26 protein-coding genes are annotated in these 25,942 nt (G+C 38.4%); 13 read left to right on the top strand and 13 right to left on the bottom strand.

Annotation, left to right across the window (positions count from 1 at the left end; genetic code table 11):
- Window positions 1-114 precede the first annotated feature (114 nt).
- From fur to HCB45_RS00840, 4 genes are all read right to left on the bottom strand, one after another.
- Window positions 115-573 carry a ferric iron uptake transcriptional regulator gene (gene fur, locus HCB45_RS00855; protein WP_185319160.1) on the bottom strand — a complete coding sequence of 153 codons (459 nt, stop codon included), beginning with the start codon at window positions 571-573 and terminating at the stop codon, window positions 115-117.
- Between the two features lie 242 nt (window positions 574-815).
- Entirely contained in the window at window positions 816-1,838 is a 1,023-nt protein-coding gene (locus HCB45_RS00850) for a FecCD family ABC transporter permease (RefSeq protein WP_185319161.1), read from the bottom strand.
- Window positions 1,838-2,863 (bottom strand): FecCD family ABC transporter permease, encoded by a 1,026-nt coding sequence (locus tag HCB45_RS00845; protein ID WP_185618354.1) that lies wholly within the window; start codon window positions 2,861-2,863, stop codon window positions 1,838-1,840. Before HCB45_RS00845 ends, HCB45_RS00850 begins: the two co-directional genes overlap by 1 nt.
- Before the next feature lie 101 nt (window positions 2,864-2,964).
- Window positions 2,965-3,906 carry an iron-hydroxamate ABC transporter substrate-binding protein gene (locus HCB45_RS00840; protein WP_185618351.1) on the bottom strand — a complete coding sequence of 314 codons (942 nt, stop codon included), beginning with the start codon at window positions 3,904-3,906 and terminating at the stop codon, window positions 2,965-2,967.
- 165 nt (window positions 3,907-4,071) lie between these two features.
- Between HCB45_RS00840 and HCB45_RS00835 the strand changes: the two genes are divergently transcribed.
- Both HCB45_RS00835 and HCB45_RS00830 read left to right on the top strand, forming a co-directional pair.
- Window positions 4,072-4,896: an ABC transporter ATP-binding protein gene (locus HCB45_RS00835; RefSeq protein ID WP_010991738.1), complete on the top strand. Its 825-nt coding sequence runs from the start codon at window positions 4,072-4,074 to the stop codon at window positions 4,894-4,896.
- Window positions 4,886-5,884, top strand: a complete 999-nt coding sequence (locus tag HCB45_RS00830) for an NAD(P)/FAD-dependent oxidoreductase (protein ID WP_185618349.1) — start codon at window positions 4,886-4,888, stop codon at window positions 5,882-5,884. The genes HCB45_RS00835 and HCB45_RS00830 overlap by 11 nt, the downstream gene beginning before the upstream one ends.
- Window positions 5,885-5,899: 15 nt before the next feature.
- Here the strand turns inward: HCB45_RS00830 and timR are convergent, their stop codons facing one another.
- The 4 genes from timR to HCB45_RS00810 form a co-directional block, all read right to left on the bottom strand.
- Window positions 5,900-6,520, bottom strand: coding sequence for a macrodiolide transporter TimAB transcriptional regulator TimA (gene timR, locus HCB45_RS00825; RefSeq protein ID WP_185618348.1), 621 nt, complete (start codon window positions 6,518-6,520; stop codon window positions 5,900-5,902).
- Window positions 6,520-7,335, bottom strand: coding sequence for a macrodiolide ABC transporter permease TimB (gene timB, locus HCB45_RS00820; protein WP_185618346.1), 816 nt, complete (start codon window positions 7,333-7,335; stop codon window positions 6,520-6,522). The genes timR and timB overlap by 1 nt, the downstream gene beginning before the upstream one ends.
- Window positions 7,332-8,219, bottom strand: coding sequence for a macrodiolide ABC transporter ATP-binding protein TimA (timA, locus tag HCB45_RS00815; RefSeq protein WP_185618344.1), 888 nt, complete (start codon window positions 8,217-8,219; stop codon window positions 7,332-7,334). Before timA ends, timB begins: the two co-directional genes overlap by 4 nt.
- Window positions 8,220-8,428: 209 nt before the next feature.
- A complete protein-coding gene (locus tag HCB45_RS00810; protein WP_185618342.1) occupies window positions 8,429-8,986 on the bottom strand; it encodes an NUDIX hydrolase in 558 nt (185 codons plus the stop codon).
- 274 nt (window positions 8,987-9,260) lie between these two features.
- Here HCB45_RS00810 and HCB45_RS00805 point away from each other — a divergent pair, with 274 nt between their 5' ends.
- Window positions 9,261-9,920, top strand: coding sequence for a 5-bromo-4-chloroindolyl phosphate hydrolysis family protein (locus HCB45_RS00805; protein WP_003767630.1), 660 nt, complete (start codon window positions 9,261-9,263; stop codon window positions 9,918-9,920).
- On the top strand, window positions 9,898-11,097 hold the full coding sequence (locus HCB45_RS00800) for a toxic anion resistance protein (protein ID WP_185618340.1): 1,200 nt from the start codon (window positions 9,898-9,900) through the stop codon (window positions 11,095-11,097). Before HCB45_RS00805 ends, HCB45_RS00800 begins: the two co-directional genes overlap by 23 nt.
- Before the next feature lie 34 nt (window positions 11,098-11,131).
- On the opposite strand, the gene dinB is transcribed toward HCB45_RS00800, so the two are convergent.
- The 3 genes from dinB to rnz all read right to left on the bottom strand — a co-directional run bounded on the left by dinB (window position 11,132) and on the right by rnz (window position 14,027).
- Window positions 11,132-12,202 (bottom strand): DNA polymerase IV, encoded by a 1,071-nt coding sequence (gene dinB / locus HCB45_RS00795; protein ID WP_185618338.1) that lies wholly within the window; start codon window positions 12,200-12,202, stop codon window positions 11,132-11,134.
- A 108-nt stretch (window positions 12,203-12,310) separates the two neighbouring features.
- On the bottom strand, window positions 12,311-13,102 hold the full coding sequence (locus tag HCB45_RS00790) for an SDR family NAD(P)-dependent oxidoreductase (RefSeq protein ID WP_185618327.1): 792 nt from the start codon (window positions 13,100-13,102) through the stop codon (window positions 12,311-12,313).
- A 4-nt stretch (window positions 13,103-13,106) separates the two neighbouring features.
- The gene (rnz, locus tag HCB45_RS00785) at window positions 13,107-14,027 is read right to left on the bottom strand and encodes a ribonuclease Z (protein ID WP_185618325.1); all 921 of its coding nucleotides are present in this window, start codon (window positions 14,025-14,027) and stop codon (window positions 13,107-13,109) included.
- Window positions 14,028-14,325: 298 nt separating this feature from the next.
- Here rnz and zwf point away from each other — a divergent pair, with 298 nt between their 5' ends.
- The 3 genes from zwf (at window position 14,326) to HCB45_RS00770 (ending at window position 16,519) form a co-directional block, all read left to right on the top strand.
- A complete protein-coding gene (gene zwf / locus HCB45_RS00780) occupies window positions 14,326-15,801 on the top strand; it encodes a glucose-6-phosphate dehydrogenase (protein WP_003767646.1) in 1,476 nt (491 codons plus the stop codon).
- 117 nt (window positions 15,802-15,918) lie between these two features.
- Complete coding sequence (locus HCB45_RS00775) at window positions 15,919-16,350, top strand: YueI family protein (protein WP_185319174.1); 432 nt, start codon at window positions 15,919-15,921, stop codon at window positions 16,348-16,350.
- Window positions 16,351-16,381: 31 nt separating this feature from the next.
- Window positions 16,382-16,519, top strand: coding sequence for a hypothetical protein (locus HCB45_RS00770; RefSeq protein WP_003727979.1), 138 nt, complete (start codon window positions 16,382-16,384; stop codon window positions 16,517-16,519).
- On the opposite strand, the gene HCB45_RS00765 is transcribed toward HCB45_RS00770, so the two are convergent.
- Complete coding sequence (locus HCB45_RS00765; RefSeq protein ID WP_185618323.1) at window positions 16,502-16,987, bottom strand: DUF6884 domain-containing protein; 486 nt, start codon at window positions 16,985-16,987, stop codon at window positions 16,502-16,504. The genes HCB45_RS00770 and HCB45_RS00765 overlap by 18 nt on opposite strands.
- The gene (locus HCB45_RS00760) at window positions 16,960-17,487 is read right to left on the bottom strand and encodes a GNAT family N-acetyltransferase (protein WP_185319176.1); all 528 of its coding nucleotides are present in this window, start codon (window positions 17,485-17,487) and stop codon (window positions 16,960-16,962) included. Before HCB45_RS00760 ends, HCB45_RS00765 begins: the two co-directional genes overlap by 28 nt.
- A 688-nt stretch (window positions 17,488-18,175) precedes the next feature.
- Between HCB45_RS00760 and ilvD the strand changes: the two genes are divergently transcribed.
- From ilvD to leuB, 6 genes are all read left to right on the top strand, one after another.
- The gene (ilvD, locus tag HCB45_RS00755) at window positions 18,176-19,870 is read left to right on the top strand and encodes a dihydroxy-acid dehydratase (protein WP_185618321.1); all 1,695 of its coding nucleotides are present in this window, start codon (window positions 18,176-18,178) and stop codon (window positions 19,868-19,870) included.
- A 17-nt stretch (window positions 19,871-19,887) separates the two neighbouring features.
- Window positions 19,888-21,609, top strand: coding sequence for a biosynthetic-type acetolactate synthase large subunit (gene ilvB, locus HCB45_RS00750; protein WP_185618319.1), 1,722 nt, complete (start codon window positions 19,888-19,890; stop codon window positions 21,607-21,609).
- Complete coding sequence (gene ilvN, locus HCB45_RS00745; RefSeq protein WP_003723150.1) at window positions 21,610-22,101, top strand: acetolactate synthase small subunit; 492 nt, start codon at window positions 21,610-21,612, stop codon at window positions 22,099-22,101.
- Window positions 22,102-22,197: 96 nt separating this feature from the next.
- A complete protein-coding gene (ilvC, locus tag HCB45_RS00740; RefSeq protein WP_003723151.1) occupies window positions 22,198-23,193 on the top strand; it encodes a ketol-acid reductoisomerase in 996 nt (331 codons plus the stop codon).
- Window positions 23,194-23,349: 156 nt separating this feature from the next.
- Window positions 23,350-24,888 carry a 2-isopropylmalate synthase gene (locus HCB45_RS00735; RefSeq protein WP_185618317.1) on the top strand — a complete coding sequence of 513 codons (1,539 nt, stop codon included), beginning with the start codon at window positions 23,350-23,352 and terminating at the stop codon, window positions 24,886-24,888.
- A gap of 1 nt (window position 24,889) precedes the next feature.
- Complete coding sequence (leuB, locus tag HCB45_RS00730) at window positions 24,890-25,942, top strand: 3-isopropylmalate dehydrogenase (RefSeq protein WP_185618315.1); 1,053 nt, start codon at window positions 24,890-24,892, stop codon at window positions 25,940-25,942.

The following is a 25,942-nucleotide window of genomic DNA, read 5'->3' as shown; positions in this document are numbered from 1 at the left end:
TGTTCCTTCCTCAGTGAAAACGTTTAAGCGATGAAAAAAACTTATAATACTTTTCACACAATTCAGTTCATCATTTTTGCTATAAAAAAAAGTTTGAGATGAATAATCCCAAACTCAATTATTATTTTTTTTAGATTTTTGTCTGCAATCCGCACAAATTCCTTGAAAAGTTAATCGGTGATCTTTAACAAGGAAATTCCATTTGGATTCTACGATTTTTTCTACATCTTCTAGTAAATCTTCTTGAATTTCTTCCACAGAGCCACATTCCAAACAAACAAGGTGATGATGGAAATGTTTGGCGCCTTCTTGTCTCAAGTCATAACGAGATACACCGTCACCAAAATTAATTTTATCTACCACGCGCAGTTCTGTTAAAAGCTCTAACGTTCTGTAAACTGTTGCTAGACCCGTGTCAGGCGCAATATCTTTCACCCGTAAAAAAACTTCCTCTGCACTTAAATGATCTTTTTCATTTTCCAGTAAAACACGAACAGTAGCTTCCCGCTGTGGGGTTAATTTATAACTAGCATCATGAAGTTGCGCTTTAATGCGTCCAATACGACCTTCCATTATGTTTCCTCCCTTAGTTGCGGTTGCAAGTTGTCGTTCTAAATTATCATCATTATCATTTAACAATAAATACAGTTTATAGTAATTATAATTAAAATGCAAGTTCAAAATCCACTTTTCCATTTAAAAAAAGGCACGTAGCCAATTACTATTGCTTATGTTTACTAAGATAGCATAAAAGCAATAGACTGTCTACAATGATTATCAATTACTAGTTAGTTTCTCGTTATTAATAATTATTATTATTTAGCTTTAGCAAGAAGAAATAAGAAGTACGGAGCTCCGATGATAGCGACAACAATGCCTGCAAATATTTCAGAAGGTTGAATAATCAAACGACCAATCGTATCAGCAAGTAATAACAGTAACCCTCCGGAAAGAGCTGCCGTAACCATCACCCAACGATGCGCGGAACCAACAAGTTTTCTAGCAATATGAGGACCAATCAAACCAATGAATGCAATCCCACCACTAACTGAAACACAAGCCGCTGCCAAACCAACCGCTACGATTAATAGAACAAATTTTTCTCGCTCTACTCGAACACCTAGACCTGTCGCCACTTGATCACCAAATGACAGCACATCAAGCGTTTTTACTTTCATAAAAGCAATCGCTCCGAGCACAAGTAACCATGGCAAAAGCGCATAAACATATTGCCAGCTTGAAGCCCAAATATTTCCAGCCATCCATTCAGCATATCGTTGATAATTTTGTGGGTCAAGTCGAACAGTCAAGAGCGTAATCAAAGCGGCAATCGCTGCTGCAACAGCAATCCCCGTGAGCAGCAAGCGATTAGGAAGTAATCCCTCACTTCTACTATAAGAAAGACCATATACAACAAATGCAGTTAAAATTGCTCCCACAAAGCCAATGAACGGCATAAATAAAACCGGTACATCCATCGTTGAGGGAAAAAAGGAAATATAAAGCATTACTGCCAAGCCTGCCCCATTGTTAATCCCAAGAATTCCGGGATCAGCAAGCCCGTTCCCAGAAATACCTTGTAAAATCGTTCCTGAAACCGCAAGTCCTGCACCAACTAAAAGTGCAATGACAATGCGCGGCAAGCGAAATTCTGACACAATCAGTTGTGTTCCCGCATCCGCCATTCCAAAGAAAGACTTAATCACTTCTATAAAAGGTAATTTCGAATAACCAGCATTGACACTATATGTAAATGTACAAAAAATGAGCACACTTAAAATAATTAATGTCCAAATACGTCGCGATTTCTTCCGCTTTTCAGCAACAGTCATATACATTATAAGTTCCTCCTTTCTTTACGAGCTACATATAAGAAGAAAGGAACTCCGATTAATGCAAAAATCACGCTAATAGGCGTTTCATATGGTGGATTAATCGTTCGGGCAACAATATCTGCCGCTAAAGTCAAAAGTGCACCTACTACAGCCGAACAAGGAATAATAAAGCGATAATCAACTCCGACTAAAAAACGTACCAAGTGAGGCACAATTAAACCAATAAAACCAACCGGACCAACAACAGAAACAGCCAGTCCTGCTAAAATTAAAACAACAATCATTGAAGCTATTTTAACAAAAGCCGTTTTTTCACCAAGTCCAACTGCAATATCGTCTCCTAAACTTAAAATTGTAATGGATTTGCTTAACAAGATTGCCGCAATAAGTGCACCGAGCAACCACGGCCAAATTGCCGCAAGCTGACTCCATTTCACACCAGCGACTCCCCCTGCATACCAAAAAGCCAAATCTTGACTCAACTGAAAATATATAGCAATCCCTTCACTAAGTGCTGTAAGAAGTGAACTAACCGCCGCACCCGCAAGTACTAACCGAGTTGGCGACATCGCACTTCCAGCAATAGAACTTACCCCAAAAACCAAGAACGCTCCAATCGCTGCACCAACAAAAGAAAATATAATTAGCGAGTTATAACTAAGCCAAGGCATAAAAGCAAAACACACAGCTACCATAAACGTCGATCCAGCATTCAGTCCAAGCAAACCAGAATCAGCCAGTGGATTGCGCGTAATGCCTTGCATAATTGCTCCAGCCACTGCAAAAGCAGCTCCAATTGCTATATCTGCAATAACACGAGGTACGCGCAAACTTCGAATAATTTGGTGCGATGTCTCAGAACTATTATAATGAAAAAGCGCGTCCCAAACCGTAGATAAATTAATATCGGCCGCTCCAACTGCAATCCCAAATAAAGCTAGAATAAGAAGCAACAAAAGTCCACCCGAAAGTATGAATATAGCAACAGTTGGTCTTGTATTCATTTTTATCTGTTTTGACTTATCCATCTGTACATGTTCCTTCCATCTATAATATCCGCTCATTTTTAATGATAATAATTATCAATCGTAAAGAAAATTATATCAATATCGTTCACTAAGCGCAATCTTTAGTTAGATTCAAGTAACTTCTCGACAATAATATCCAACTGTCCTTCTATAGCTATAGGATCATAATAAAACATTGTGTCAAAATCCATTTGGTAGACATGTCCTGCTTTAAATGTCGGGAGATTTTTCCAAATTGGTGAGTCGGTTAACTCTTTCAACGTTTTCTCTCCGTCTTTAGCGCTTCCAGAAGATGTATTTGTTACAAACATTCTATCTGCTGCAAACTCAGGTAATACTTCTAGAGAAATTTTTTGCCAGTCTTGACCATCTAATACATCTTTTTGAATTTTGGCTGGTGCTTTTAGTTGTAAAGCATTATATATCGCTTGACCACCACGGCCCATATTTTCTCCCATTACATAAAAATCTTTATCTTGTACTTCATAAATTCCGACTGTTTCATTTGAATCAAGTTTTCCTGCTAACTTTGCTCTACTTTCTTTGGCTTTTTGATGAAACTTCTCAAGCCAAGCTTCTCCGGCTTTCTTTTCACCGACTAAATCTGCAATTTGCCGCACATCTTCTTCCACATTTTTAGAAGTCGCATACGGGATTAACACGGTTGGCGCAATTTTAGACATTTTTTCATATTCATCTTCTTTGGAAACGACAATTAAATCTGGTTTTAATTCTGCTACTTTTTCCGCTGAAACTGGATCGCCAATATCTTGAATCCCATCCACTTTTCCTTTCAAAAACGGATTTTCGATTTGTTTCGCTCTAGCCCCAACCGGCTTTATCCCAAGCAAAACGATATTTCCTAAGTATTCCGAAGCCACAATACGTTTCGGATGTGCCGGAATTTCTACTTTCTTTCCATTTGCCATTGTATATGTACGCATTTCGACCTTGTCATTTCCTGCCGTTTTACTTTCTCCACAAGCAGCCAAAACTACTGTAGTTAAAAGCATTAATACGAGTAAAATTAAACCTTTTTTCAAATGAACCCCTCCTGTAATTGATAATAATTCTCAGTTAGTATAGCAACTTTAGCTTTAAAGTGCAAATCTTCTCTGACAAAGTATCGCTTGCATCTTTAACGTAAAAACTCTATACTTAACCATTGAGAATGATTATCACCTTAACTTTAAATTGGAGCGATGAAAATGAAAGACCTTCATACAGATAACTTACAAATTTCATACGACAAACGAATCATTGTTGATGGTTTAGATATAGCCATTCCTGCTAATAAAATAACTGCCTTAGTTGGTGCAAATGGTTCCGGGAAATCAACTATTTTAAAGACGATGTCCCGCTTGATGAAACCTAGTAAAGGCGCTGTTTACTTAGACGGCAAGAAAATTCATAATGAACCGACACGAGAAATTGCCAAACAATTAGCTATCTTGCCGCAAAATCCTTCAGCACCTGATGGTTTGACAGTATTCGAATTAATTTCTTATGGGCGTTCTCCGCATCAAAGCAGTTTTAAATCAATTACTGCAAAAGATCGGGAAATTATTTTTTGGTCATTACGCGTGACGAATTTAACTGAGTTTGCAGACCGGCCGATTGATAGCTTATCTGGGGGGCAACGGCAACGCGCTTGGATTGCAATGTCTCTTGCGCAAGAGACAGATGTGTTATTTCTGGATGAACCGACAACCTTCTTAGACATGACCCACCAACTAGATGTTCTTAACCTACTCAAACAGTTAAATCAATCAGAAAACCGTACAATCGTCATGGTTGTTCATGATTTAAATCACGCATCTCGTTATGCTCATCATATGATTGCTATTAAAGAAGGAAAAGTAGTTGCAGAAGGTTCACCCGTTAATGTAATGACAGAAGAAACGTTAGAAGACGTTTTTAATATTAAAGCAGATATTTTAATTGACCCACGCAGCGGTGTCCCTCTTTGTCTCCCATACGAAACTTGCAACGGTTGCGAAATTGTAAAGGAGCTTGATTCCATTGCTAAATGAAGTATATGATGTAACCATTATTGGCGGCGGTCCAATCGGGCTATTTTCCGCATTTTATAGTGGCCTGCGTTCCATGAAAACAAAAATCATTGATGCTGAAACAGATGTTGGTGGCAAAGTGCGCTACTTTTTCCCAGAAAAAATCATTCGCGATGTCGGCGGTATTCCAGCTATTACCGGCGCAGATCTTATCGCAAATTTAAAAGAACAAGCAGAGACATTTCATCCTACTATTGTTTGCCGTGAGCGAATTGTTGATGTGATCAAACTAACAGACGGAACTTTTCAACTAACTTCGCATAATGGCTCGATTCATTTTTCTAAAACGATAGTTATTGCAACAGGTAGTGGTACATTTGAAGTCAATAAGCTTGAAGCTGTGCACGCGGAAGATTTTCCATTAGCAATACATTATGATGTAAAAAACATCGAGCAATTTCGCGACAAAGTAGTGGCGGTTTCCGGTGGTGGAAACTCCGCTATTGACTGGGCGCAGACGCTCGAACCAATCGCCAAACAAGTACACCTTATTTACCGCGGTGAAGATTTTAAAGCCCACGAGGAAAGTATCCGTGAGCTTAAAAATTCTCGCGTTGAAATCCATATCCACCATGAAATCAGCGAACTAATCGGAAAGAACAATCAGTTAAATAAAATTACGGTATGCTGTAATCAAACCCAAACGATAAAAACAATTGAAACAGATGCACTTTTCATTAATCATGGGGTAAAAGTAGACCTTGGAACCATGGCTAAATGGGGATTTGAACAAGCGGATTTCGGTATTGTTGTGGATGATGAAATGAAAACGACGGTGCCTGGCATTTTTGCTTGTGGAGATAGTGCCACCTATCCTCGGAAAATACGCATCATCGCAGCAGGACTTCATGAAGGGCCAATCGCGATTAATAGCGCGAAAAAATATTTAGAACCAACTGCCGCAGATGAAGCAATGATTAGTACCCATCACGAAAGCTTTATTGGTTAAAAAAAGGATTTGGGCTCAATCGCCCAAATCCTTTTTTTCTTCGCATATCCCAAATTCAACAATTCGCATCATTTCCGTAAAATCATTCGCAAGTGGGACAAAATCTTCCATCGTCGCATTGGGATGGCTTTGTAAGTATATAGTACTCGTCTCTGTAATATGTTTAAAAAGAGCCGCCATCACTTTACGCGCTGCATTCATATTCACCTCTTTTTTCAACTTCATCTCACTTAAAACTTGATTCATTTGCGCCTCTGACCGCTCAATCGCCTTATCAAAAAAGCCATCTAGCTTACCCTTTAATTCTATTGGCGGGTTTCCATAAGCCTGCATAATTAAGCCAAACACAGCGGGGTATTTACGATTAAAATCCAGTTTCATCTTCGTTGACCAAATCGCCATTTCGACAAAGTCACCCCAATGTTCTCCTTCCAAACGAACCTCATTGGTCGCAAAATCAACCGCATAACTAACTGCCGCAATATAAAGCTTTTCCTTAGAACCAAAATAGTGAAAAATAAGCCCTTTCGAAACCCCAGCTTTTTTGCAAATTTTATTCGTACTAGCTGCCTGATATCCTTTTTCCGTAAATTCTTCCATTGCTGCTTCTAAAATTTTTAATCGTTTTTCATCCATTATACTTTCAAATCCTTTTTCCTATAAAGAACAAATGTCATAGCAACCATCACGACAATCACTCCACAAGAAATCAGTACATTGGTTCCTGTAATTCCTTTATCCATAATCTCCGACGGAATTGCATAGTTGATTGGTGAAAAATATTTGAAGAAATCGACCTTATCATTTAAACCAGCCATAATTCCTAAAATATATGTTAAGAACACAAGCGCAAGTGCGACTGGAGAGGCTTGCTTAGCAGAACGAAGCACCGATGAAACCATAAAGCCCGCGCTCATAAATACAGCAGCCACCAATAACTCACTAGAAAAGACGCGCACCAGTTCCATTACTAAACCACCACTATCTACCCCACTCGGCTTTAAGAAAAGAACAAGCACTACAGAGGCCACAAACGTAATCGCCCAAAAAGCTACAAACGATAACATATTACCAATCATTTTCCAAAAAACGAGGCTTGTTCGAGTAATTGGTTGCGCGTATAAAAATTCAATCGTGCCATCCGTTTCTTCTTTTATCAATGCCTGCGCACCTATTAATGCCGCATAGACACAAGCTGCAATAAAGATATATTGAAAAACATAAGCAAAATATGCATCGATATTCGTCAAATCCGCCATCGAATCCATATGCAAAATTTTCATCATATCTTGCGGAAGTGCATTCATCTTCGTATTAACTAAATCTTGCATCCCACTAGTTTGCATACTAGGGAAGAAAGCCATAAACACACCTAAAATCACAATCACCACTACAGCCCAAACAATTAGACTTTTTATTCTTGTTTTCCATTCAATGTGTAAGATGTTCACTTGACTTCTCCCCCTTCATATAATGTCATAAATTTATCTTCCAGCTCTTGATTGGTAATCGTTAAATCCGTAATTTCTTTTTCTTGTAGTAATGGCAAAATTGTTTTGATATCCTCATCAAAAATAAGTCGTGCTTTGCCTGTTTCATTTTCGATAATTCTTGCACCCGCATTCGTTAATTTTTCTAGGGGCAAATTCATCCCTTTAAGCGCAATCACTTTGCCAGTCATTTGCTGATTGGCGATGTCTTCCACCGCGATAATGTTCCCATTTCGAATAAAAGCCGCTCTCGTGCAGTATTCTTGAACCTCACGTAAATTATGACTTGAAAGAAAAATCGTCATCCCCTCTTTATTCCGCTCGGTCATTTCTTTAAATAAATAATGTTGCATCAAAGGGTCAAGACCGTTCGTTGGTTCATCCAAAATAAATAATTGCGGTTCGGTAATAAGTCCAGCAACAATCGCTACTTTTTTCTTATTTCCAAGCGACATTTCTCCAAAGCGTTTTTTCGGATCAATCGAAAACATCTCATAGTACTTGTTCATTTTTTGCGCTGCATTTTCAATATGATGGAATTTGGCAGCGTAGTGGATAATATCATTTGCCGTCATTTGTGGATAATAGCGGACTTCACTAGGCACATAGCCGACCATTTTCTTGATTTCAGCTGAATCTTTCACAACATCTTTTCCAAGAACGGTAGCACTTCCGCTCGTTGCATAAATAAAATTCAATAAGACTTTGATAGTTGTTGATTTCCCTGCACCATTTGGCCCAATAAAGCCGTATAGTTCACCTTCATTTACAGATAAATTCACATTTTCAATTGCTCGCTTTTTATGGTAGTTTTTTGTGAGCGACTCCACTTTAATTGCTTCCATGTTCTCTCCTCCAAACTCATATTGACCACTTAGTCAACTTGAGTATAATCTCTTTTGACCAGGTAGTCAATAATAAAGTATAACTTATCTTCACAAAAAAATAACCACTTATAAACTAAGGAAGTTTAATGGTTATTTTTTAGTTTATTAGACTAATGGCCATATTATCAGGAAGTTATCAGATGCACATTCATTTTTTAAAAAAATATTTAGTCTTTTTCTTCTATTAATAGTTGTAATTTCCAGTATTGCATGGCATACATTGTTTTAGCGTCAAAAATGAGTTGTTGCTCTATTAATTGTTCTGCTTCTTCTGGCATTACTTTGACCAAATTAATAAATTCATCGGCATCTTGCGCCAGTGGTTGTTCCATTTTCCGAAGATCGCGTGCTACATAAATATGTAAAAGTTCATCAGCAAATCCTGGTGATGTATAAAAGGAAGTAAGATACATTAAATCATCCGACTGAAAACCTGTTTCTTCTTCCAACTCACGTCTTGCAGTTATCGAGTGATGCTCCCCTGGTTCCATTTTACCAGCTGGAATTTCGATAATAGTTTTTTCGAGCGGTTTTCGGAATTGTTCTACTAAGTACATTCCTCCATCTGATGAAAAAGGTATAATTGCCACAGCACCGGGATGTTTGACGATTTCGCGCTTGCTTTTTTCTCCATTTGGCAGCTCTACATCATCTACTTGCAGTTCGATAATATTGCCGTTAAAAATCTTTTTTGTATGAATCGTTTTCTCCTCCAATGAGTCCATTTATGCCACCTACTCCTCGTTTTTTTCATTATAACATAACTAAGTCCGAGTTTAATTTACATCGCACGACTGATAACATCTATTTTCTAAATATGGTATGATAAGAACAAATAAAGGACACTTTCTAAAATATAAAAACCCTGCTACTTGCTTAGTGCTTGCATACTAAATATACTTAAATGGTAGTTACATTCCATCAATCTTTATTTTTAGAAAAATATACTATTAAGAAAAGCGGACCTTTTAAACAGGTACTTAAAGGAGAAGATGTATAATGACCGTTTTTAAAAAGATATTAGCATTCACAGGTTCTATTTTACTTGTCATTATTTTGGGTGGTATTCTTACTTCACTGATTCAAAGTGGCTTGGTAATTGCAACAATCGTTATCGCTGTTGCAGCTATCCTATTTTTCTTTTCATCCAAAGCTGGAGACCGGGCACAAATGATTGCAACTGGATTAACCAAGAAAGAATATAAATATATTCGTACTAACTTAGAAGAAGCACGCGTGAAAATTATCCGTCTTCAAAAAATTATGACACAAAACAAAGCACTTTATTCTTTTCAAGAGCGCAACAAAACGCTTTTACTTACTAAAAGAATTTATGGCATTGTAAAAGAAGAACCTAAACGTTTTTATGAAGCAGAAGATTTCTTTTTCTCTCATCTTGACTCTTTAGTAGAGCTAACCGAAAAATATGCTTTCTTAGAAAAACAACCTGTAAAAGACAAGAAAATTTATCAAACACTTTCTGATACGCGCACACTTTTAAATGATTTAAGTCGTGTTATTGAAAAGGATTTATTTACACTTTTAAATCAAGATGTAAACAATCTTGATTTTGAATTAGAAGTAGCGAAAAACTCCATTTCCAAACAGAAAAAGAAATTCGAAAGGGGTACAAAAGATGACCGAGAACAAGCCAAGTGAAGAAACAAATGAATTAAAAGATTTAGTAGTGGAAAAAGAGTTTAATCAAACCTTAGATGACCTTCTTGCAAACCCTTTTGGATCAGACACTGAAACAGCAAGTAGTATCGTAAATAGCGAAACAGATGCGGCTCCCCGCTTAGTAGATATGCTTACAGAAACTAATAAAAAACAAGCCTTAGAATTATCCAAACAAATCGAACCAGGAAACCAATCAGCCATTCTTGGTTACGGAGCACCTGCACAAGCCAAACTGCATGACTTTTCACACTCGATGTTAGCTCATGTGCAAAAGCAAGATGTTGGGCCAATTGGCGATATTATTAGTGATTTAATGTTCCGCTTGCAAGAAGCCGACCCAGATGAACTAGCTGCTCGCAACAAAAACGTCTTCACAAAAATGTTCCACCGAGTTAAACAATCCATCAATGAAATCACTTCTAAATATCAAAAAATTGGTACCCAAATTGACCGCATCGCGTTGAAACTGGAACATTCCAAAAAGCGTTTAATGGAAGATAATTCTTTCCTAGAACAGCTTTATGATAAAAATAAAGATTACTTCCAAGCACTTAATATTTATATTGCTGCTGGAGAATTAAAATTAGAAGAAATCAATACAAAAATGCTCCCAGAACTTCGCAAAAAAGCAGAACAAACTGGCGACCAAATGGATTATCAAGAAGTGAATGATTTAACGCAATTTGCGGACCGGCTTGATAAGCGTGTATATGATTTACGCTTAAGTCGTCAAATCACTATCCAACAAGCGCCGCAAATCCGTTTAATCCAAAATACAAACCAAGCACTCGCTGAAAAAATTCAGTCTTCCATTATGACTGCAATTCCGCTTTGGAAAAACCAAGTAGCCATCGCGCTTACGTTGCTTCGTCAACAACAAGCTGTAGCTGCTCAACGCCAAGTTTCTGAAACAACGAACGAACTTCTAAAACGAAATGCCGATATGCTAAAAACAAACGCGATCGAAACAGCGCGTGAAAATGAAAGAGGTATCGTGGACATCGAAACACTTAAAGAAACTCAGTCCAGCTTAATTGAAACCTTGCAAGAAACACTTAAAATCCAACAAGAAGGCCGTGCTAAACGTGCTGTAGCAGAGAAAGAACTAGTTACAATGGAGCAAGAACTGAAAGAACGTTTACTGGAAATGAAATAAACAAAAGACTAGCACCTAATCCGTGCTAGTCTTTTTATAATCCTTCTAAACGTAAATTCTCAAAATAAACGGGTTTTAAATTGGTTACGGTAAGTCCAATCAAGCGAATACTATCCTGACCAGTATAGCTTTCTCTTAAAAGAAGGGCTGCCGCTTGATAAATTTGGCTTGCATCATTGGTATATTCGTTTAAAGTAAGTCGTTTAGTAATGGTTGTAAAGTCACTGTAGCGTAGTTTTAGTACTACCGTCTTGCCATGTTTTTGTAATTTGATGAGCCGTTCTTCTACTTTTTTGGCGAATTGCATGAGGCTTTGTTCGAGAATTCGGCTATCTAAGACATTAAATTCAAAAGTGGTTTCTTTGCCAACAGATTTGCGATCACGATGCGGGTTCACAATGTTGTTTGAACGGCCACGAACATGTCGATATAATTGATAGCCGTGTTTGTGTAATTCACGAATAAGGTCCCACTCGCTCCACTTCTTCAAATCCGCTCCCGTTTCAATTCCCAAACGGTGCAATTTTTCTGCGGTTACTTTTCCTACCCCATAAAATTTAGTGACTGGTATTTGTTCTAAAAAGGCTTCTGCTTCTTCGGGCGTAACTACCGTAATACCAGCAGGTTTTTTAAAATCAGAAGCGATTTTTGCGATAAATTTATTAAATGAAACACCGGCAGAAGCGGTTAGACCAAGCTCATGATAAATCGTCTGCTGAATCTCGCGTGCAACCATTGTGGCGGATTTCATTCCTTTTTTATTTTCAGTTACATCTAGATAAGCTTCATCTAAGGAGAGTGGTTCGATAATATCCGTATATCTGGAAAAGATTTCGCGGATTTGATTAGAAACCTCTACATAATGAGCCATATTGCCGTGAATAAAAATGCCATTCGGACAAAGTTTAGCAGCTTGCCTGGTGGGCATAGCCGAATGCACACCAAATTTGCGCGCTTCATAAGAACAAGTCGCAACAACTCCACGTTTATTAGGGTCCCCGCCAATAATAAGCGGCTTCCCTCGGAACTCAGGATGGTCGCGTTGTTCTACAGATGCATAAAAAGCGTCCATATCAATATGAATAATTTTTCTACTCGTATCCATAACTGCATCTCCCTTAAAACGAACAAGCGTTCTTATTCAATTATAAAGGTTAACCTCATTAATTACAAGAAAAAAACACCCTATTTTCATAAGGTATTTTCTTTCGTTTTATTTCTTTAAAAATGCCCCTTTGCCGAAAAATTCGATAACTTGTGGCATTATTTGATAAAGACGAGTCGCAATATTCATTACAAAAGGTAAATTGATTTCGCGTCGTTTAGTCCCCATAATTTGTACGGTTTTTCGTGCTACTTTTTCTGGTTGTAAAACTAATTTTCCAACTGTCTCTAAATAGTTACCTGATTTATCTGCTACATCGAAAAAATTCGTTGCAATAGGTCCAGGATTTATCGTTGTAACTTTGATTTTATCAGGGCTTAGTTCTAAACGAAGCGCATTAGAGAAACCTAGTACTGCATATTTTGTTGCTGAGTAAACAGTTGATTTTGGTGTGGCAATTTTGGCAGCTTGAGAAGCGATGTTAATAATGTGACCAGACTTACGTGCTTGCATTTGCGGTAAAATAAGTTGCGTTAATTGAATTAAACCAAGGACATTCGTATCGAACATTTTTTCAATAGTTTCAAATGGAATATCAACCACGTTTTCAAACAAACCAAAACCTGCACAGTTGACTAATACATCGATTTGATAAGCTGCATTTATTTCAGTACTTACTTGTTTTACTTGCTCAAAGTCTGTCATATCTAGTGTAAAATAAACAGCTTCTACTGAAAAATTACTACTTATTTCTTTCTGTAACGCAATTAGTTTTTCTGTACTTCTTGCAGTGATAATAACATTCGCACCTGATGCGGCCACTTGTCTGGTAATTTCCGCACCAAGGCCGTTAGAAGCTCCAGTGATTAATACTGTTTTATTTTTCAAAAAAGGGTTCATTTTATCACTCTCCAATTGGGAAAACAGCTAAGTCATACGCTATTTCAGTATTTTCAAAAACAGATTGTGCTTCCATTAATAATTCTCTGCTTGCTTCGCGATCATATCTCGAGCTGATGTGGGTTAAAATTAATTTTTTGACGTTGGCTTTTTTTGCAAGAGTCGCTGCCTGTATGGTGGTTGAATGCATATATTCTCCTGCTAACTTTTCTTTACCACCTTCAAACGTGGCTTCGTGTACTAGAACATCAGCATTTAGCGCTAATCCAAGTTCACTTGCTGTTGCTTTAGTATCCCCGAAAATACTAATGATTTTCCCCTTTTGCGGCTCATCAATGTAGTCTTTTCCATCAATTACACGTCCGTCAGTTAATGTGACTGATTCTCCATTTTTCAGTTTTTGAAAAATAGGGCCTGGTTCGACGCCATCATCTATTAATTTATCCGCATTGAGCGCACCCTGTTTATCCTTCTCGGTGATACGGTAACCAAAACTACGTAATCCGTGATCTAATTCATCGACTGTAATAGAGAACATCTTGTCTTCAAAAATTAAACCTGGTTCAATTTCATTAAAAATGATTTTATATGTTAGCCTAGTCCCGCTTATTCTTAAAGAAGTTTCCACATATTCGGCAATTCCAGTTGGCCCATAGATGGTTAAATCTGACTCGCCACCTTGAAAAGAACGACTACTTAATAAGCCCGGTAAGCCAAAAATATGATCGCCATGCAAATGAGTAATAAAGATTTTTTCTAGCTTACTTAGTTTAATTTGGCTTCGCATGATTTGGTGTTGAGTTGCTTCCCCGCAGTCAAAAAGCCAAATTGTATTTCGTTCATTTAACATTGAAAGTGCGATGGATGTGACATTACGGCCTCGTGACGGTATGCCTGCTCCAGTTCCTAAAAAAACAAGTTCCATTTTTGTTCCATTCCCTTCCCAGTTCGTGTCTTATTTTATCATATTCTTAAACGAACAGGAAATAAACATTTTTACATTAAAAACCCTTATAATTCAGAAATAACTGTCAAATTAAAAAAATATTCGAACCAAACAGTTGCACAAATGCTTCTTTATGGATAAAATAGTATGGACTAATGAGGAAAATTAATAGCTCATTTAATAAGGCCTTTTTTTGTGGGGTTCTTTTCAAGCTAAGAAACTTTTTTTAGCAGTTAATTTTTGCCATTAAGAGAATAAGAAAGAGGGTAAATGACGTATGACAGATGAGTTAGAACAAAAAGCACTGATTACTATTTTTGGCGGTACGGGAGATTTGGCAAATCGCAAACTTTACCCTTCGCTATATCATTTATACAGTAAGGGGTCTCTTGGCGACAATTTTGCTGTAATTGGAACGGCTCGTCGTGAATGGAGTAATGATTTCTTCCGTGATAAAGTAAAAGAGTCTATCAAAGACATTGACGGTTCTGAAAAAGACGCGGATGCATTTGCTTCTCACTTCTACTATCAATCTCATGATGTGACAAATAAAGAATCTTATGTAACATTAAAAGATTTATCTGATGAACTAGATGCTAAATATGAATTGGGTGGTAATCGCCTGTTCTATCTTGCAATGGCTCCGAATTTCTTTGGAACAATTGCAAGTCGCATTAAATCAGAAGGCTTTGTAGACACAGATGGTTTTCATCGTTTAATTATTGAAAAACCATTTGGGCATGATTTAGCTAGCGCGGAAGAACTTAATAATTCGCTTCGACAAGCATTTAAAGAAGATGAAATTTATCGTATCGACCATTATTTAGGCAAAGAAATGATCCAAAATATTTCGGTTATTCGTTTTGCCAATTCAATTATTGAATCGCTTTGGAATAATCGTTATATTGATAATATCCAAGTCACTTTAACAGAAGTACTTGGCGTTGAGGACCGTGGACGTTATTATGATGAAAGCGGAGCACTTCGAGACATGGTTCAAAACCATATCTTACAAATAGTATCCTTACTTGCGATGGAACCTCCAATTAATTTAACGACACGCGAGATTCGTCATGAAAAAGTTCGCGCGCTTCGTTCGTTACGCGTTTTTGAAGGTAAAGAAGTGCATCAAAACTTTATTCGTGGTCAGTACGGTCCTGGTGAAGTAGGCGGCAAAGAACTAAAAGGCTACCGTCAAGAAGATAATGTGGATCCCCATTCCAATACGGAAACATTTGTTGCAGCCAAACTTGAAATCGATAATTTCCGCTGGGCTGGCGTACCATTTTACATTCGTACCGGTAAACGTCTTGCAAAGAAAACAACGCAAATTGCGATTCAATTTAAAGATGTCCCGCTAAACTTATTTGGCCAACAACAATCGCTTGGTGGTAATGTGCTTGTTATTCATATCCAACCAGATGAAGGTATTACACTGCATTTGAATGTAAAAGAACCTGGTCAAGGTATGGTAACAATGCCAGTTAACTTAAATTACATTCATTCTTCTCCAGATGGCATGAATACACCTGAAGCATACGAAAAATTAATTCTGGACTGCTTGCGTGGTGACGCGACTTACTTCTCTCACTGGGATGAAGTATCGCTATCATGGAACTTTATTGACCATGTAGCAGACGTTTGGACAAATACGAAAGATCATTTCCCGAACTACAAATCCGGTTCAATGGGTCCAAAAGAAGCAGATGACCTTATTCAACGCGACGGGTTCCAGTGGTTCCCAATCGATTAATCAAAAACCAGAAATATGGCTACTCTAGCCTATTTCTGGTTTTCTTTGTTTACTTGCAAAAACCCCTATGCATGTTAGAATAGAGAGGAAAACTAACTAGTTAAAGGAGCTCATATAATGGCTGAAAATATTGATGACTACTTAGAAAAAGGCATGTATGGGGCAAAAGAGATTAATCCCGCTGAGAAGAAAAAATATTTAGGAACTTATCGCGAACGCGTTTTAGTCGCACTCACAAAAGAAGAAGTTTTGACCCAAGAGTATCTTCCAGAACTAGAAAAAGTAATACTAGAAAACAGTGACTCCAAGCTTCTCTTAAACGGATTACTCCATTATAATTCTTTACGCCCTTATATTAAACTAGCAGAAAAATGTAAACATGAATTTTCGATTGTTACTCGTTTAGAAGGAGAAACAGATGTTTACCTTGTCCTCGCCTGTCAAAAAGCGGTAAACAAGGAAGACATTCATTTATATAAAGAGGCACAAGTAGAGCAAAAAGAAGAACCTGCCTCGTTACTTGAGAAGGTTCGTAAACTGTTTAATTAAGTTTTCCGCTTACTATTTAGGAGGTCGATTTATGTTACACATCATCACTCTGTCACTCGCTATTTTGATGGCGCTACAAACGATTTATTTCTTCATTCGTAAAAATGTGAATATGGGCGTTATGTTTTTACTCATCACAGCTGCACTTCTTTTACTCAGTACGATTTAATGAAGTCCCCGTTTCGACTGCTTGCTTTAGCTTTTGCTGCATGACACCGATTCCTGATGCTCCCTCAAGTGGGAAATTAAATACTTGTTTACCTTCCGTAATGCTTGTTAATAACCCTCTGAACTTGTTGCCGCCTATCATCGGAATTGGTTCGGTAGGGTTTATTTGTAGTTTCTGCCACTGCTCCTTTAATTCCTCGAGCTGAATCGTATCTGCACCGGTCCCTTTCATGGTGAAACGAACATCATATGTTTTTATAATAATATCATCTGGTTGTAAAAAACCATATTTTGGGGACAAAATTAAATATTCATTTGCAAATTGTTCCGCATATGCTTTACTTAAAAGATGGAACGTTCCTGTATATGCTTCACTTGCTTTGACTGGACCAATATCCGGTAGCTTATCCCATATTTTTGGTTTTCCAGAGGCGATAATAATCAAGTTTGTTTTATTGGATATTCCCACATCATCACTCTTCCTTGTCTTTCTTCTGTATCTTTTTCTACTATATGTACGAAATGGTTATGTTTAAGCACTTGAATTGATGCTTCATTTTGTTCATAGCATCTAGCAAATATACGCTTTATTTCATGCTGTTCTTCCAGCCAAGCAATCATCCCTATAAGCGCTTCTGACATATATCCTTTATTTTGATAATCTGGAGCGATGCTGTAACCAATCTCTATTTCACCAGTTTCATTAGGATTTCCTTGACCACCAATTTCACCAATAATCTTGTTTTCCTTTTTTAAAACGACTAAACGTGTCCACTTAATCATTCTTTTATCTTTTTTTACATTTTCTAGCACGTAAGGTAAATAAAAAAAGAAATCAATTCCGGGCCAGTCAGGCGATACTTGATAGCCACTCGCTTTTTCTAAAGCCTCTGTTCCATTTATCGTTGCTTGAATCATCTCCAGTGTGTAATTAATCAAAATTAATCGATTCGTTTCTATATTGTTCACAACAAAAACCTGACTTTCCTCTAATTTGTTACTTTCAATTTAGCAGAATTAGACATAAAAACGCAACTAAAGTGTTGTTTTTTTCTGACTGATTAATTAAATAAAGTAAAACTATAAAAATAAAACTATTCTGACTATATACTTGACCTTTCATTTTTGAATGCGCTTCCATTTAAGTTATACTTCAAATATAAGACCTGGTACTAATTATAGCTAAAAGTGTAAGTTGCTTGAATTGTGCAAACTGATGGAAAACTTTTGAAATAACAATTGACAATCGCATTACAACCATATATATTAAATACTAACATAACATTTCTTGATATTAATTTTTTTCAAAAATGTGCGACTAATCGAAAAAATAAAACCATTTAACGAAGGAGTTAATGACTTATGAAAACGACTAAATCAGTCATTACAATTTTATTACTCTAGAAGGGCTTTGAGCACTGTAGAATTTTACAGTAGTTTGAGTCCTGTTTACGTTAAATGGGATTCTAGCAAAGCATCCCATTGTTTTCATCATTGGGGTGCTTTTTCTTTAGCTAGATTTCGAGTTTTCAAGCATCGAAAAGCCATTATCAAGCAAGCAGATACTTAAACATATATATTAATGCCACGCTATTTAGTGAATTCTAAAAATTCAGTGTCGGCAAATAATTCTTAATTAGAAATGGGGTAACGTCATATGCGTAGTGACAAAATAAAAAAAGGTGTAGAACAAGCACCAGCAAGAAGTTTGCTTCATGCTACAGGTCAAATTAAAAGTCCAGGTGATATGGATAAACCATTTATCGCTATTTGTAACTCTTATATTGATATTGTGCCAGGTCATGTTCATTTACGGGAACTTGCCGATGTGGCTAAAGAAGCAATCAGAGAGGCTGGCGGGATTCCATTTGAATTTAATACGATTGGTGTAGATGACGGAATTGCTATGGGGCACATTGGTATGAGATACTCTCTTCCCTCTCGTGAAGTTATCGCGGATGCAGCGGAAACGGTAATCAATGCGCACTGGTTTGACGGCGTTTTCTACATTCCTAATTGTGACAAAATCACGCCAGGTATGCTTCTAGCTTCGGTTCGTACAAACGTGCCTGCTATCTTCTGTTCAGGAGGCCCAATGAAAGCTGGGCTATCTGCTCACGGCAAAGCCCTCACTCTTTCTTCCGTTTTTGAGGCTGTTGGTGCTTTTAAAGAAGGTAGCATTTCTCAAGAAGATTTCCTTGATATGGAAGCAAACGCATGCCCAACTTGCGGATCTTGTGCAGGTATGTTCACAGCAAACTCAATGAACTGCTTAATGGAAATCCTAGGCATGGCTGTCCCAGGAAATGGTACAACTCTTGCTGTATCCGATGCACGACGCGACCTTATTAGAGAGTCAGCATTTCATTTAATGGATTTAGTGAAAAAAGATATTCGTCCTCGAGACATTATTACGAAGGATGCTATAGATGATGCATTTGCTCTAGACATGGCAATGGGTGGCTCGACAAATACCGTTTTACATACTCTTGCTCTTGCAAATGAAGCTGGTATTGAAGACTACGATTTGGAACGTATCAACGACATCGCTAAACGTGTCCCTTACCTTTCCAAAATCGCGCCCTCTTCTTCTTACTCTATGCATGATGTACATGAAGCTGGTGGTGTTTCTGCCATTATAAAAGAACTTGTTGATCTTGGCGGCGCTATCCATCCAGATCGAATAACGGTTACTGGAAAAACAATTAGAGAAAATGTTGCGGATGCAAAAATTAATAATACAGACGTTATCCATCCAAAAGAAAATCCATATAGCCCAGTTGGTGGACTTTCGATGTTGTTTGGAAATATCGCACCCAAAGGAGCGACTATCAAAGTTGGCGGTGTAGACCCTTCTGTACAAGTTTTTAAAGGAGAAGCGATTTGCTTTAGCTCTCATGATGAGGCAGTTGAGGCAATTGATAATCATACGGTTCGCGAAGGTCATGTAGTAGTTATTCGCTATGAAGGACCAAAAGGCGGACCAGGAATGCCAGAAATGCTAGCTCCAACTTCTAGTATCGTTGGTCGCGGTCTAGGAAAAGATGTGGCACTCATTACAGATGGCCGTTTCTCTGGAGCAACACGCGGAATTGCTGTTGGTCACATTTCTCCTGAAGCTGCTGCTGGTGGACCGATTGCACTTGTTCATGACGGGGATATTATCACGATTGATTTACCAAACCGGACATTAAATGTAGATGTTTCTGATGAAGTTTTAGAAGAACGAAGAAAAGAATTACCAAAATTTAAAGCGAAAGTAAAAACTGGTTATCTTGCAAGATACACTGCTCTCGTAACTAGTGCCCATACTGGCGGTATTTTGCAAATTCCAGAAGATTTAATCGACTAAAAAAAGGGGTGATAAGCGTGATTGATACGACAAAGACAAATGAAAAAGCCACAAAAAAGCAAAATAAAAGTGGAGCGGAACTTTTAATTGACTCCTTAAAAAAACAACAAGTCGAGATGATTTTTGGCTATCCGGGTGGCGCGGTTCTCCCTCTCTATGATGCTTTTTATGACTGCGATATCCCACATATTCTAACAAGACACGAGCAAGGAGCGATTCATGCTGCGGAAGGTTACGCTCGAGTTACTGGGAAACCTGGTGTGGTGGTTGTAACGAGTGGACCTGGAGCAACAAATGTATTAACTGGTATTGCGGATGCGATGAGTGATTCGATTCCGTTAGTAATTTTCACCGGACAAGTTCATACGCCAGGTATTGGTAAAGATGCTTTCCAAGAAGCTGATATGATTGGGCTAACGATTCCCATTACGAAATATAATTACCAAGTGCGTGATGTTCGTGACTTACCAAAAATCGTCAACGAAGCTTTTCATATCGCAAGTACTGGACGTAAAGGTCCTGTTGTCGTTGATATTCCAAAAGACATGGGGATTATCCAAACAGAGTCTATTCGACCAGATACCATTGATTTGCCAGGTTATCAACCGACTTATTCACCGAACCCGCTTCAACTCGAAAAACTAATGCAATCTCTATCCGCCGCAAGCAAACCACTCATACTTGCAGGTGCTGGCGTTAATCATGCGAGAGCTACAGCTGAATTACTTGAATTCGCTGAACGTTATCAAATCCCAATCGTTAATACACTTCTCGGTCTGGGAAGTTTCCCGCAAAGCCACGATTTGTTCCTTGGCATGGGAGGAATGCACGGTTCTTACGCAGCAAATATGGCGCTAACAGATTGTGACTTACTGATTAATTTTGGCTCTAGATTTGACGACCGGCTTGCAAGTGCGCCGAAAGAATTTGCCACAAAAGCAACCATTGCGCATATCGACATTGATCCTGCTGAAATCGGCAAAATTATCGAAACCCAAATTCCAATTGTAGCTGATATTAACGAAACGCTCACACAACTACTGCAAATGGAACTTCCGGTTCACCCAGACACATCCCATTGGTACAAGTTAAATATGACACGTAAAAACCGTCATCCTTTTAATTTTGACAGAACGAAAAAAGCAGAAATTAAACCGCAGCGGGTGATTGAACTAATTGGTGAAATTACACAAGGTGAAGCACTTGTTTCTACAGACGTTGGGCAGCATCAAATGTGGGCGGCACAGTTCTATCCGTTCCAATTTGATCATCAAATTATTACAAGTGGCGGTCTTGGTACAATGGGCTTTGGCTTCCCAGCAGCTGTTGGGGCACAACTTGCTTTTCCAGATAAAACAGTAGTTGCCATTGTTGGCGATGGTGGTTTCCAAATGACTAATCAAGAACTGGCAATTTTAAACGATTATCAAATTAATGTAAAAACAGTGATTATCAATAATGGCTCGCTCGGTATGGTTCGTCAGTGGCAAGAAAAATTCCACGGCGAAAGGTATTCCCATTCGATTTTCACGAGTCAACCAGATTTTGTCAAACTATCTGAAGCTTACGGTGTCAAAGGTGTTCGCTTGACGAATCCGGAAACACTAGAAAAAGATTTAAGAAAAGCATTTGCGCACCCTGGTCCAATTGTCATTGATGTTCATGTTGCAAAAGATGAACTAGTACTTCCAATGGTTCCAAGCGGCAAACCAAATCACCAAATGGAAGGAGTGGAATAAATGCGCCGAATCATTACTGCTACAGTGAATAACTCATCTGGCGTACTAAATCGTATAACTGGGGTTATCTCCAGACGCCAATACAATATTGATAGCATCTCTGTCGGCTGGACCGAAATCCCGAATGTTTCACGAATTACTATCGTTGTCCATGTCGATTCCTTATACGAAATCGAACAAGTAACAAAACAGCTCAACAAACAAATTGATGTGCTCAAAGTTAGTGATATTACTGACGATGCGCATATCGAACGCGAACTAGCTTTACTTAAAATCAACTCCCCTGCTGCTTTACGTTCTGAGCTAAACGCAGTAATCGAACCTTTTCGCGCCACCGTCATTGATGTTGGCACGAAAAATGTTGTTATCCAAGTAACTGGTACAAGCGAAAAAATTGATGCTTTCGTTGACACAGTTCGCCCATATGGCATTAAGCAGATGGCTAGAACCGGCGTAACCGGCTTTACAAGAAGCCCTAAAAAAATGGGTTAAATCATTTACTACAAAGCAACCCGTTGCTTTGTTAGCATCAGAAAAGCACATCGCTATTCTGAAATATAAAAAGAAATTAGTTGGAGGTTAGGAAAAATGACAAAAGTTTATTATGAAGATGCAGTAAAAAACAACGCACTAGAAGGTAAAACAGTAGCAGTAATCGGGTATGGTTCGCAAGGTCATGCACATTCGCAAAATCTACGTGACAATGGCAATAACGTTATTATCGGCATTCGTGAAGGAAAGTCTGCCGAATCTGCCAGAAATGATGGCTTTGATGTTTATTCTGTTAGCGAAGCCGCTGAAAAAGCAGATGTTATCATGATTCTCTTGCCAGATGAAACGCAAGGCGAAACATATGAAAACGAAATTAAACCTAACCTAAAAGCTGGCAACGCACTTGTTTTTGCTCACGGTTTTAATATTCATTTTGATGTAATTAATCCTCCAAGCGATGTAGATGTTTTCCTAGTAGCTCCAAAAGGTCCTGGTCACTTAGTTCGTCGCACATTTGTTGAAGGTGGCGCTGTCCCTTCCCTATTCGCCATCTACCAAGATGCCACTGGAAACGCACGTGATACGGCCCTATCTTACGCAAAAGGTATTGGCGCAACTCGCGCAGGTGTTATCGAAACAACGTTCAAAGAAGAAACAGAAACCGATCTATTCGGCGAACAAGCAGTTCTTTGTGGTGGCGCGACTCACCTTATCCAAGCTGGTTTTGAAACACTTGTTGAGGCTGGCTACCAACCTGAACTTGCTTATTTTGAAGTATTACACGAAATGAAGCTGATTGTTGATTTAATGTATGAAGGCGGCATGGAAAAAATGCGCCACTCTATCTCTAATACAGCAGAGTACGGCGACTATGTTTCCGGCCCTCGCGTTGTTACTGCCGATACGAAAAAAGCCATGAAAGAAGTACTTACAGATATTCAAAATGGTAACTTTGCTAAATCTTTCATCAACGACAATAAAAATGGTTTTAAAGAGTTCCATAGAATGCGCAAAGAACAACAAGGTCATCAAATCGAAAAAGTTGGAGCAGAACTTCGTGAAATGATGCCATTTGTCAAACCACAACATTAATACTTAACTCGGATTGCTAGGCGAAAACTCGCCTAGCAACCGTTTATCTTTTTTCCATATGAGTTTAAGATAGAACGTGTTTCTTTCTTAAACTGATACTGAAAGCAGGAAAAATCCAAGCTTCCCTATCTAATATAAAACAAGAGGTGAAATCGAATGAAGAAAATCCAGTTTTTTGATACTACACTTAGAGATGGCGAACAAACCCCTGGAGTTAATTTTGACGTAAAGGAGAAAATCCAGATTGCCTTACAACTCGAAAAACTTGGAATTGATGTGATTGAAGCCGGCTTTCCGATTTCTTCTCCTGGAGATTTTGAATGCGTCAAGGCAATTGCAAAAGCGATTAAACATTGTTCTGTAACAGGGCTAGCACGCTGTGTTGAAGCGGATATTGACCGCGCGGAAGAAGCACTTAAAGATGCAGTTTCCCCGCAAATACATATCTTCTTAGCAACGAGCGATGTGCATATGGAATACAAATTAAAAATGAGTCGGGCGGAAGTTCTTGCTTCCATTAAACACCACATTAATTATGCTAGACAAAAATTTGAAGTAGTACAGTTTTCACCAGAAGATGCAACACGGTCAGATCGTGCTTTTCTGATTGAAGCAGTGCAAACAGCGATTGATGCAGGAGCAACTGTCATCAACATTCCGGATACAGTCGGATATACAAACCCGACCGAATTCGGGCAATTATTCCAAGATTTGCGCCGCGAAATAAAGCAATTTGATGATATTATTTTCGCTTCCCATTGCCATGATGACCTTGGTATGGCAACTGCGAATGCGCTTGCTGCAATCGAAAATGGTGCAAGACGCGTTGAAGGAACGATTAATGGTATTGGTGAACGTGCCGGAAATACAGCCCTTGAAGAAGTAGCAGTCGCACTTCATATCCGTAAAGATTTTTATCAAGCAGAAACAAATATTGTCTTAAATCAATTTAAAAACTCAAGTGATTTGATTAGCCGCTTGTCTGGTATGCCTGTTCCGCGTAATAAAGCTGTAATTGGTGGAAATGCTTACGCACATGAATCCGGTATTCACCAAGATGGCGTTCTAAAAAACCCAGATACGTACGAGATCATCACCCCTGCTCTTGTTGGTGTTGATAAAAATTCTCTTCCCCTTGGCAAACTTTCTGGAAAACATGCCTTCAATACACGAATGGAAGAAATGGGTTATACGCTAAGTGAACAAGAACAAAAAGATGCTTTTAAACGTTTCAAACAACTTGCAGATGCAAAAAAAGACGTGACCGAAGAAGACTTGCATGCGCTAATTCTTGGTCAATCTTCTGAATCTCATGATGCTTTCGAATTAAAACATTTACAAGTACAGTACGTTACTGGTGGTGTCCAAGGTGCCATCGTGCGGATTGAAGAACGTGATGGCGCGTTAATAGAAGATGCAGCAACAGGTTCTGGAAGTATTGAAGCCATTTATAATACTATTAACCGACTAATGAAACAAGATATTGAATTAACCGATTATCGTATTCAAGCGATTACAGCAGGCCAAGATGCTCAAGCAGAAGTCCATGTCATCATTAAAGATGCTAATGGCACTGATTTCCATGGTATCGGTATTGATTTTGACGTTTTAACAGCTAGTGCTAAAGCTTATTTGCAAGCATCTGGAAAAAGCAAAACTACAAGTAAGCAAGCTGATTTCGAGGAGGTAAAGTAACGTGGCATATAAAATTACTTCCTTAGCAGGTGACGGTATTGGTCCGGAAATTATGGCTTCTGGAATCAAAATACTAGAAGCTATCGCTGCCAAATATAATCATACATTTGAAATTGAATCGCATCCTTTTGGAGGAGCCGGAATTGATGCAACTGGTGATCCAATCCCCCCCGAAACTTTAAAAGCGTGCCAAGATGCAGATGCTATTTTACTTGGAGCCATTGGTGGTCCTAAATGGGATAACGCGCCGAGACGCCCCGAAGACGGCTTGCTTTCGCTACGAAAAGCGCTTGGTCTCTTCGCTAACATCCGTCCCATCCAAGTTCCAAGTTCTATCACACACCTCTCTCCTTTAAAAAAGGAAATTGTCGAAAACACTGATTTTGTTGTTGTTCGTGAGTTGACTGGTGGACTTTATTTTGGGAAACCGAAACATTGGGATGACAAGGCGGCGATTGATTCTTTAACCTATACTCGCGTAGAAATCGAACGAATTATAGAAAAGGCATTCGAAATTGCTTCGACTAGAAATAAAAAAGTAACTTCTGTTGATAAAGCAAATGTACTAGCCTCAAGTAAATTATGGCGCAAAATTGCTGAAGAAGTAGCAAGCCGTCATCCAGATATTACACTAGAGCATTTATATGTTGATGCGGCTGCAATGCTAATGATTCAACGACCAACGACATTCGATGTAATCGTAACGGAAAATTTATTTGGTGACATTTTAAGCGATGAAGCTTCTGTTATTACTGGTTCTCTGGGCATGCTCCCTTCTGCTAGCCATGCGGAAGACGGACCTTCTTTATATGAACCAATTCACGGATCTGCACCAGACATTGCTAATCAAAATATTGCCAACCCGATGTCAATGATTTCTTCAGTGTCAATGATGCTCCGCCAATCTTTCTCTCTTTTTAAAGAAGCAGATGCAATTGATGCTGCTACAGCAAGAACAATGCAAGCTGGATTTTTAACGGCTGATCTTGGAGGTAATACTTCCACAACCGATTTTACAAATGAAGTTCTAAAACAAATTGAAGGAGGAGAATAA

This window comes from Listeria farberi (assembly GCF_014229245.1).
Classification (GTDB): Bacteria; Bacillota; Bacilli; order Lactobacillales; family Listeriaceae; genus Listeria; species Listeria farberi.
Note: the sequence above shows the minus strand (reverse complement) of the source record. Positions and strands in the feature narration are given on the sequence as shown.

Coding starts and splice junctions, on each gene's coding strand:
- fur (WP_185319160.1), bottom strand. CDS start 573: ATGGAAGGTCGTATTGGACGCATTAAAGCGCAACTTCATGATGCTAGT.
- HCB45_RS00850 (WP_185319161.1), bottom strand. CDS start 1,838: ATGTATATGACTGTTGCTGAAAAGCGGAAGAAATCGCGACGTATTTGG.
- HCB45_RS00845 (WP_185618354.1), bottom strand. CDS start 2,863: ATGGATAAGTCAAAACAGATAAAAATGAATACAAGACCAACTGTTGCT.
- HCB45_RS00835 (WP_010991738.1), top strand. CDS start 4,072: ATGAAAGACCTTCATACAGATAACTTACAAATTTCATACGACAAACGA.
- timR (WP_185618348.1), bottom strand. CDS start 6,520: ATGGATGAAAAACGATTAAAAATTTTAGAAGCAGCAATGGAAGAATTT.
- timA (WP_185618344.1), bottom strand. CDS start 8,219: ATGGAAGCAATTAAAGTGGAGTCGCTCACAAAAAACTACCATAAAAAG.
- HCB45_RS00810 (WP_185618342.1), bottom strand. CDS start 8,986: ATGGACTCATTGGAGGAGAAAACGATTCATACAAAAAAGATTTTTAAC.
- HCB45_RS00805 (WP_003767630.1), top strand. CDS start 9,261: ATGACCGTTTTTAAAAAGATATTAGCATTCACAGGTTCTATTTTACTT.
- HCB45_RS00800 (WP_185618340.1), top strand. CDS start 9,898: ATGACCGAGAACAAGCCAAGTGAAGAAACAAATGAATTAAAAGATTTA.
- dinB (WP_185618338.1), bottom strand. CDS start 12,202: ATGGATACGAGTAGAAAAATTATTCATATTGATATGGACGCTTTTTAT.
- HCB45_RS00790 (WP_185618327.1), bottom strand. CDS start 13,102: ATGAACCCTTTTTTGAAAAATAAAACAGTATTAATCACTGGAGCTTCT.
- rnz (WP_185618325.1), bottom strand. CDS start 14,027: ATGGAACTTGTTTTTTTAGGAACTGGAGCAGGCATACCGTCACGAGGC.
- zwf (WP_003767646.1), top strand. CDS start 14,326: ATGACAGATGAGTTAGAACAAAAAGCACTGATTACTATTTTTGGCGGT.
- HCB45_RS00775 (WP_185319174.1), top strand. CDS start 15,919: ATGGCTGAAAATATTGATGACTACTTAGAAAAAGGCATGTATGGGGCA.
- HCB45_RS00770 (WP_003727979.1), top strand. CDS start 16,382: ATGTTACACATCATCACTCTGTCACTCGCTATTTTGATGGCGCTACAA.
- ilvD (WP_185618321.1), top strand. CDS start 18,176: ATGCGTAGTGACAAAATAAAAAAAGGTGTAGAACAAGCACCAGCAAGA.
- ilvN (WP_003723150.1), top strand. CDS start 21,610: ATGCGCCGAATCATTACTGCTACAGTGAATAACTCATCTGGCGTACTA.
- ilvC (WP_003723151.1), top strand. CDS start 22,198: ATGACAAAAGTTTATTATGAAGATGCAGTAAAAAACAACGCACTAGAA.
- HCB45_RS00735 (WP_185618317.1), top strand. CDS start 23,350: ATGAAGAAAATCCAGTTTTTTGATACTACACTTAGAGATGGCGAACAA.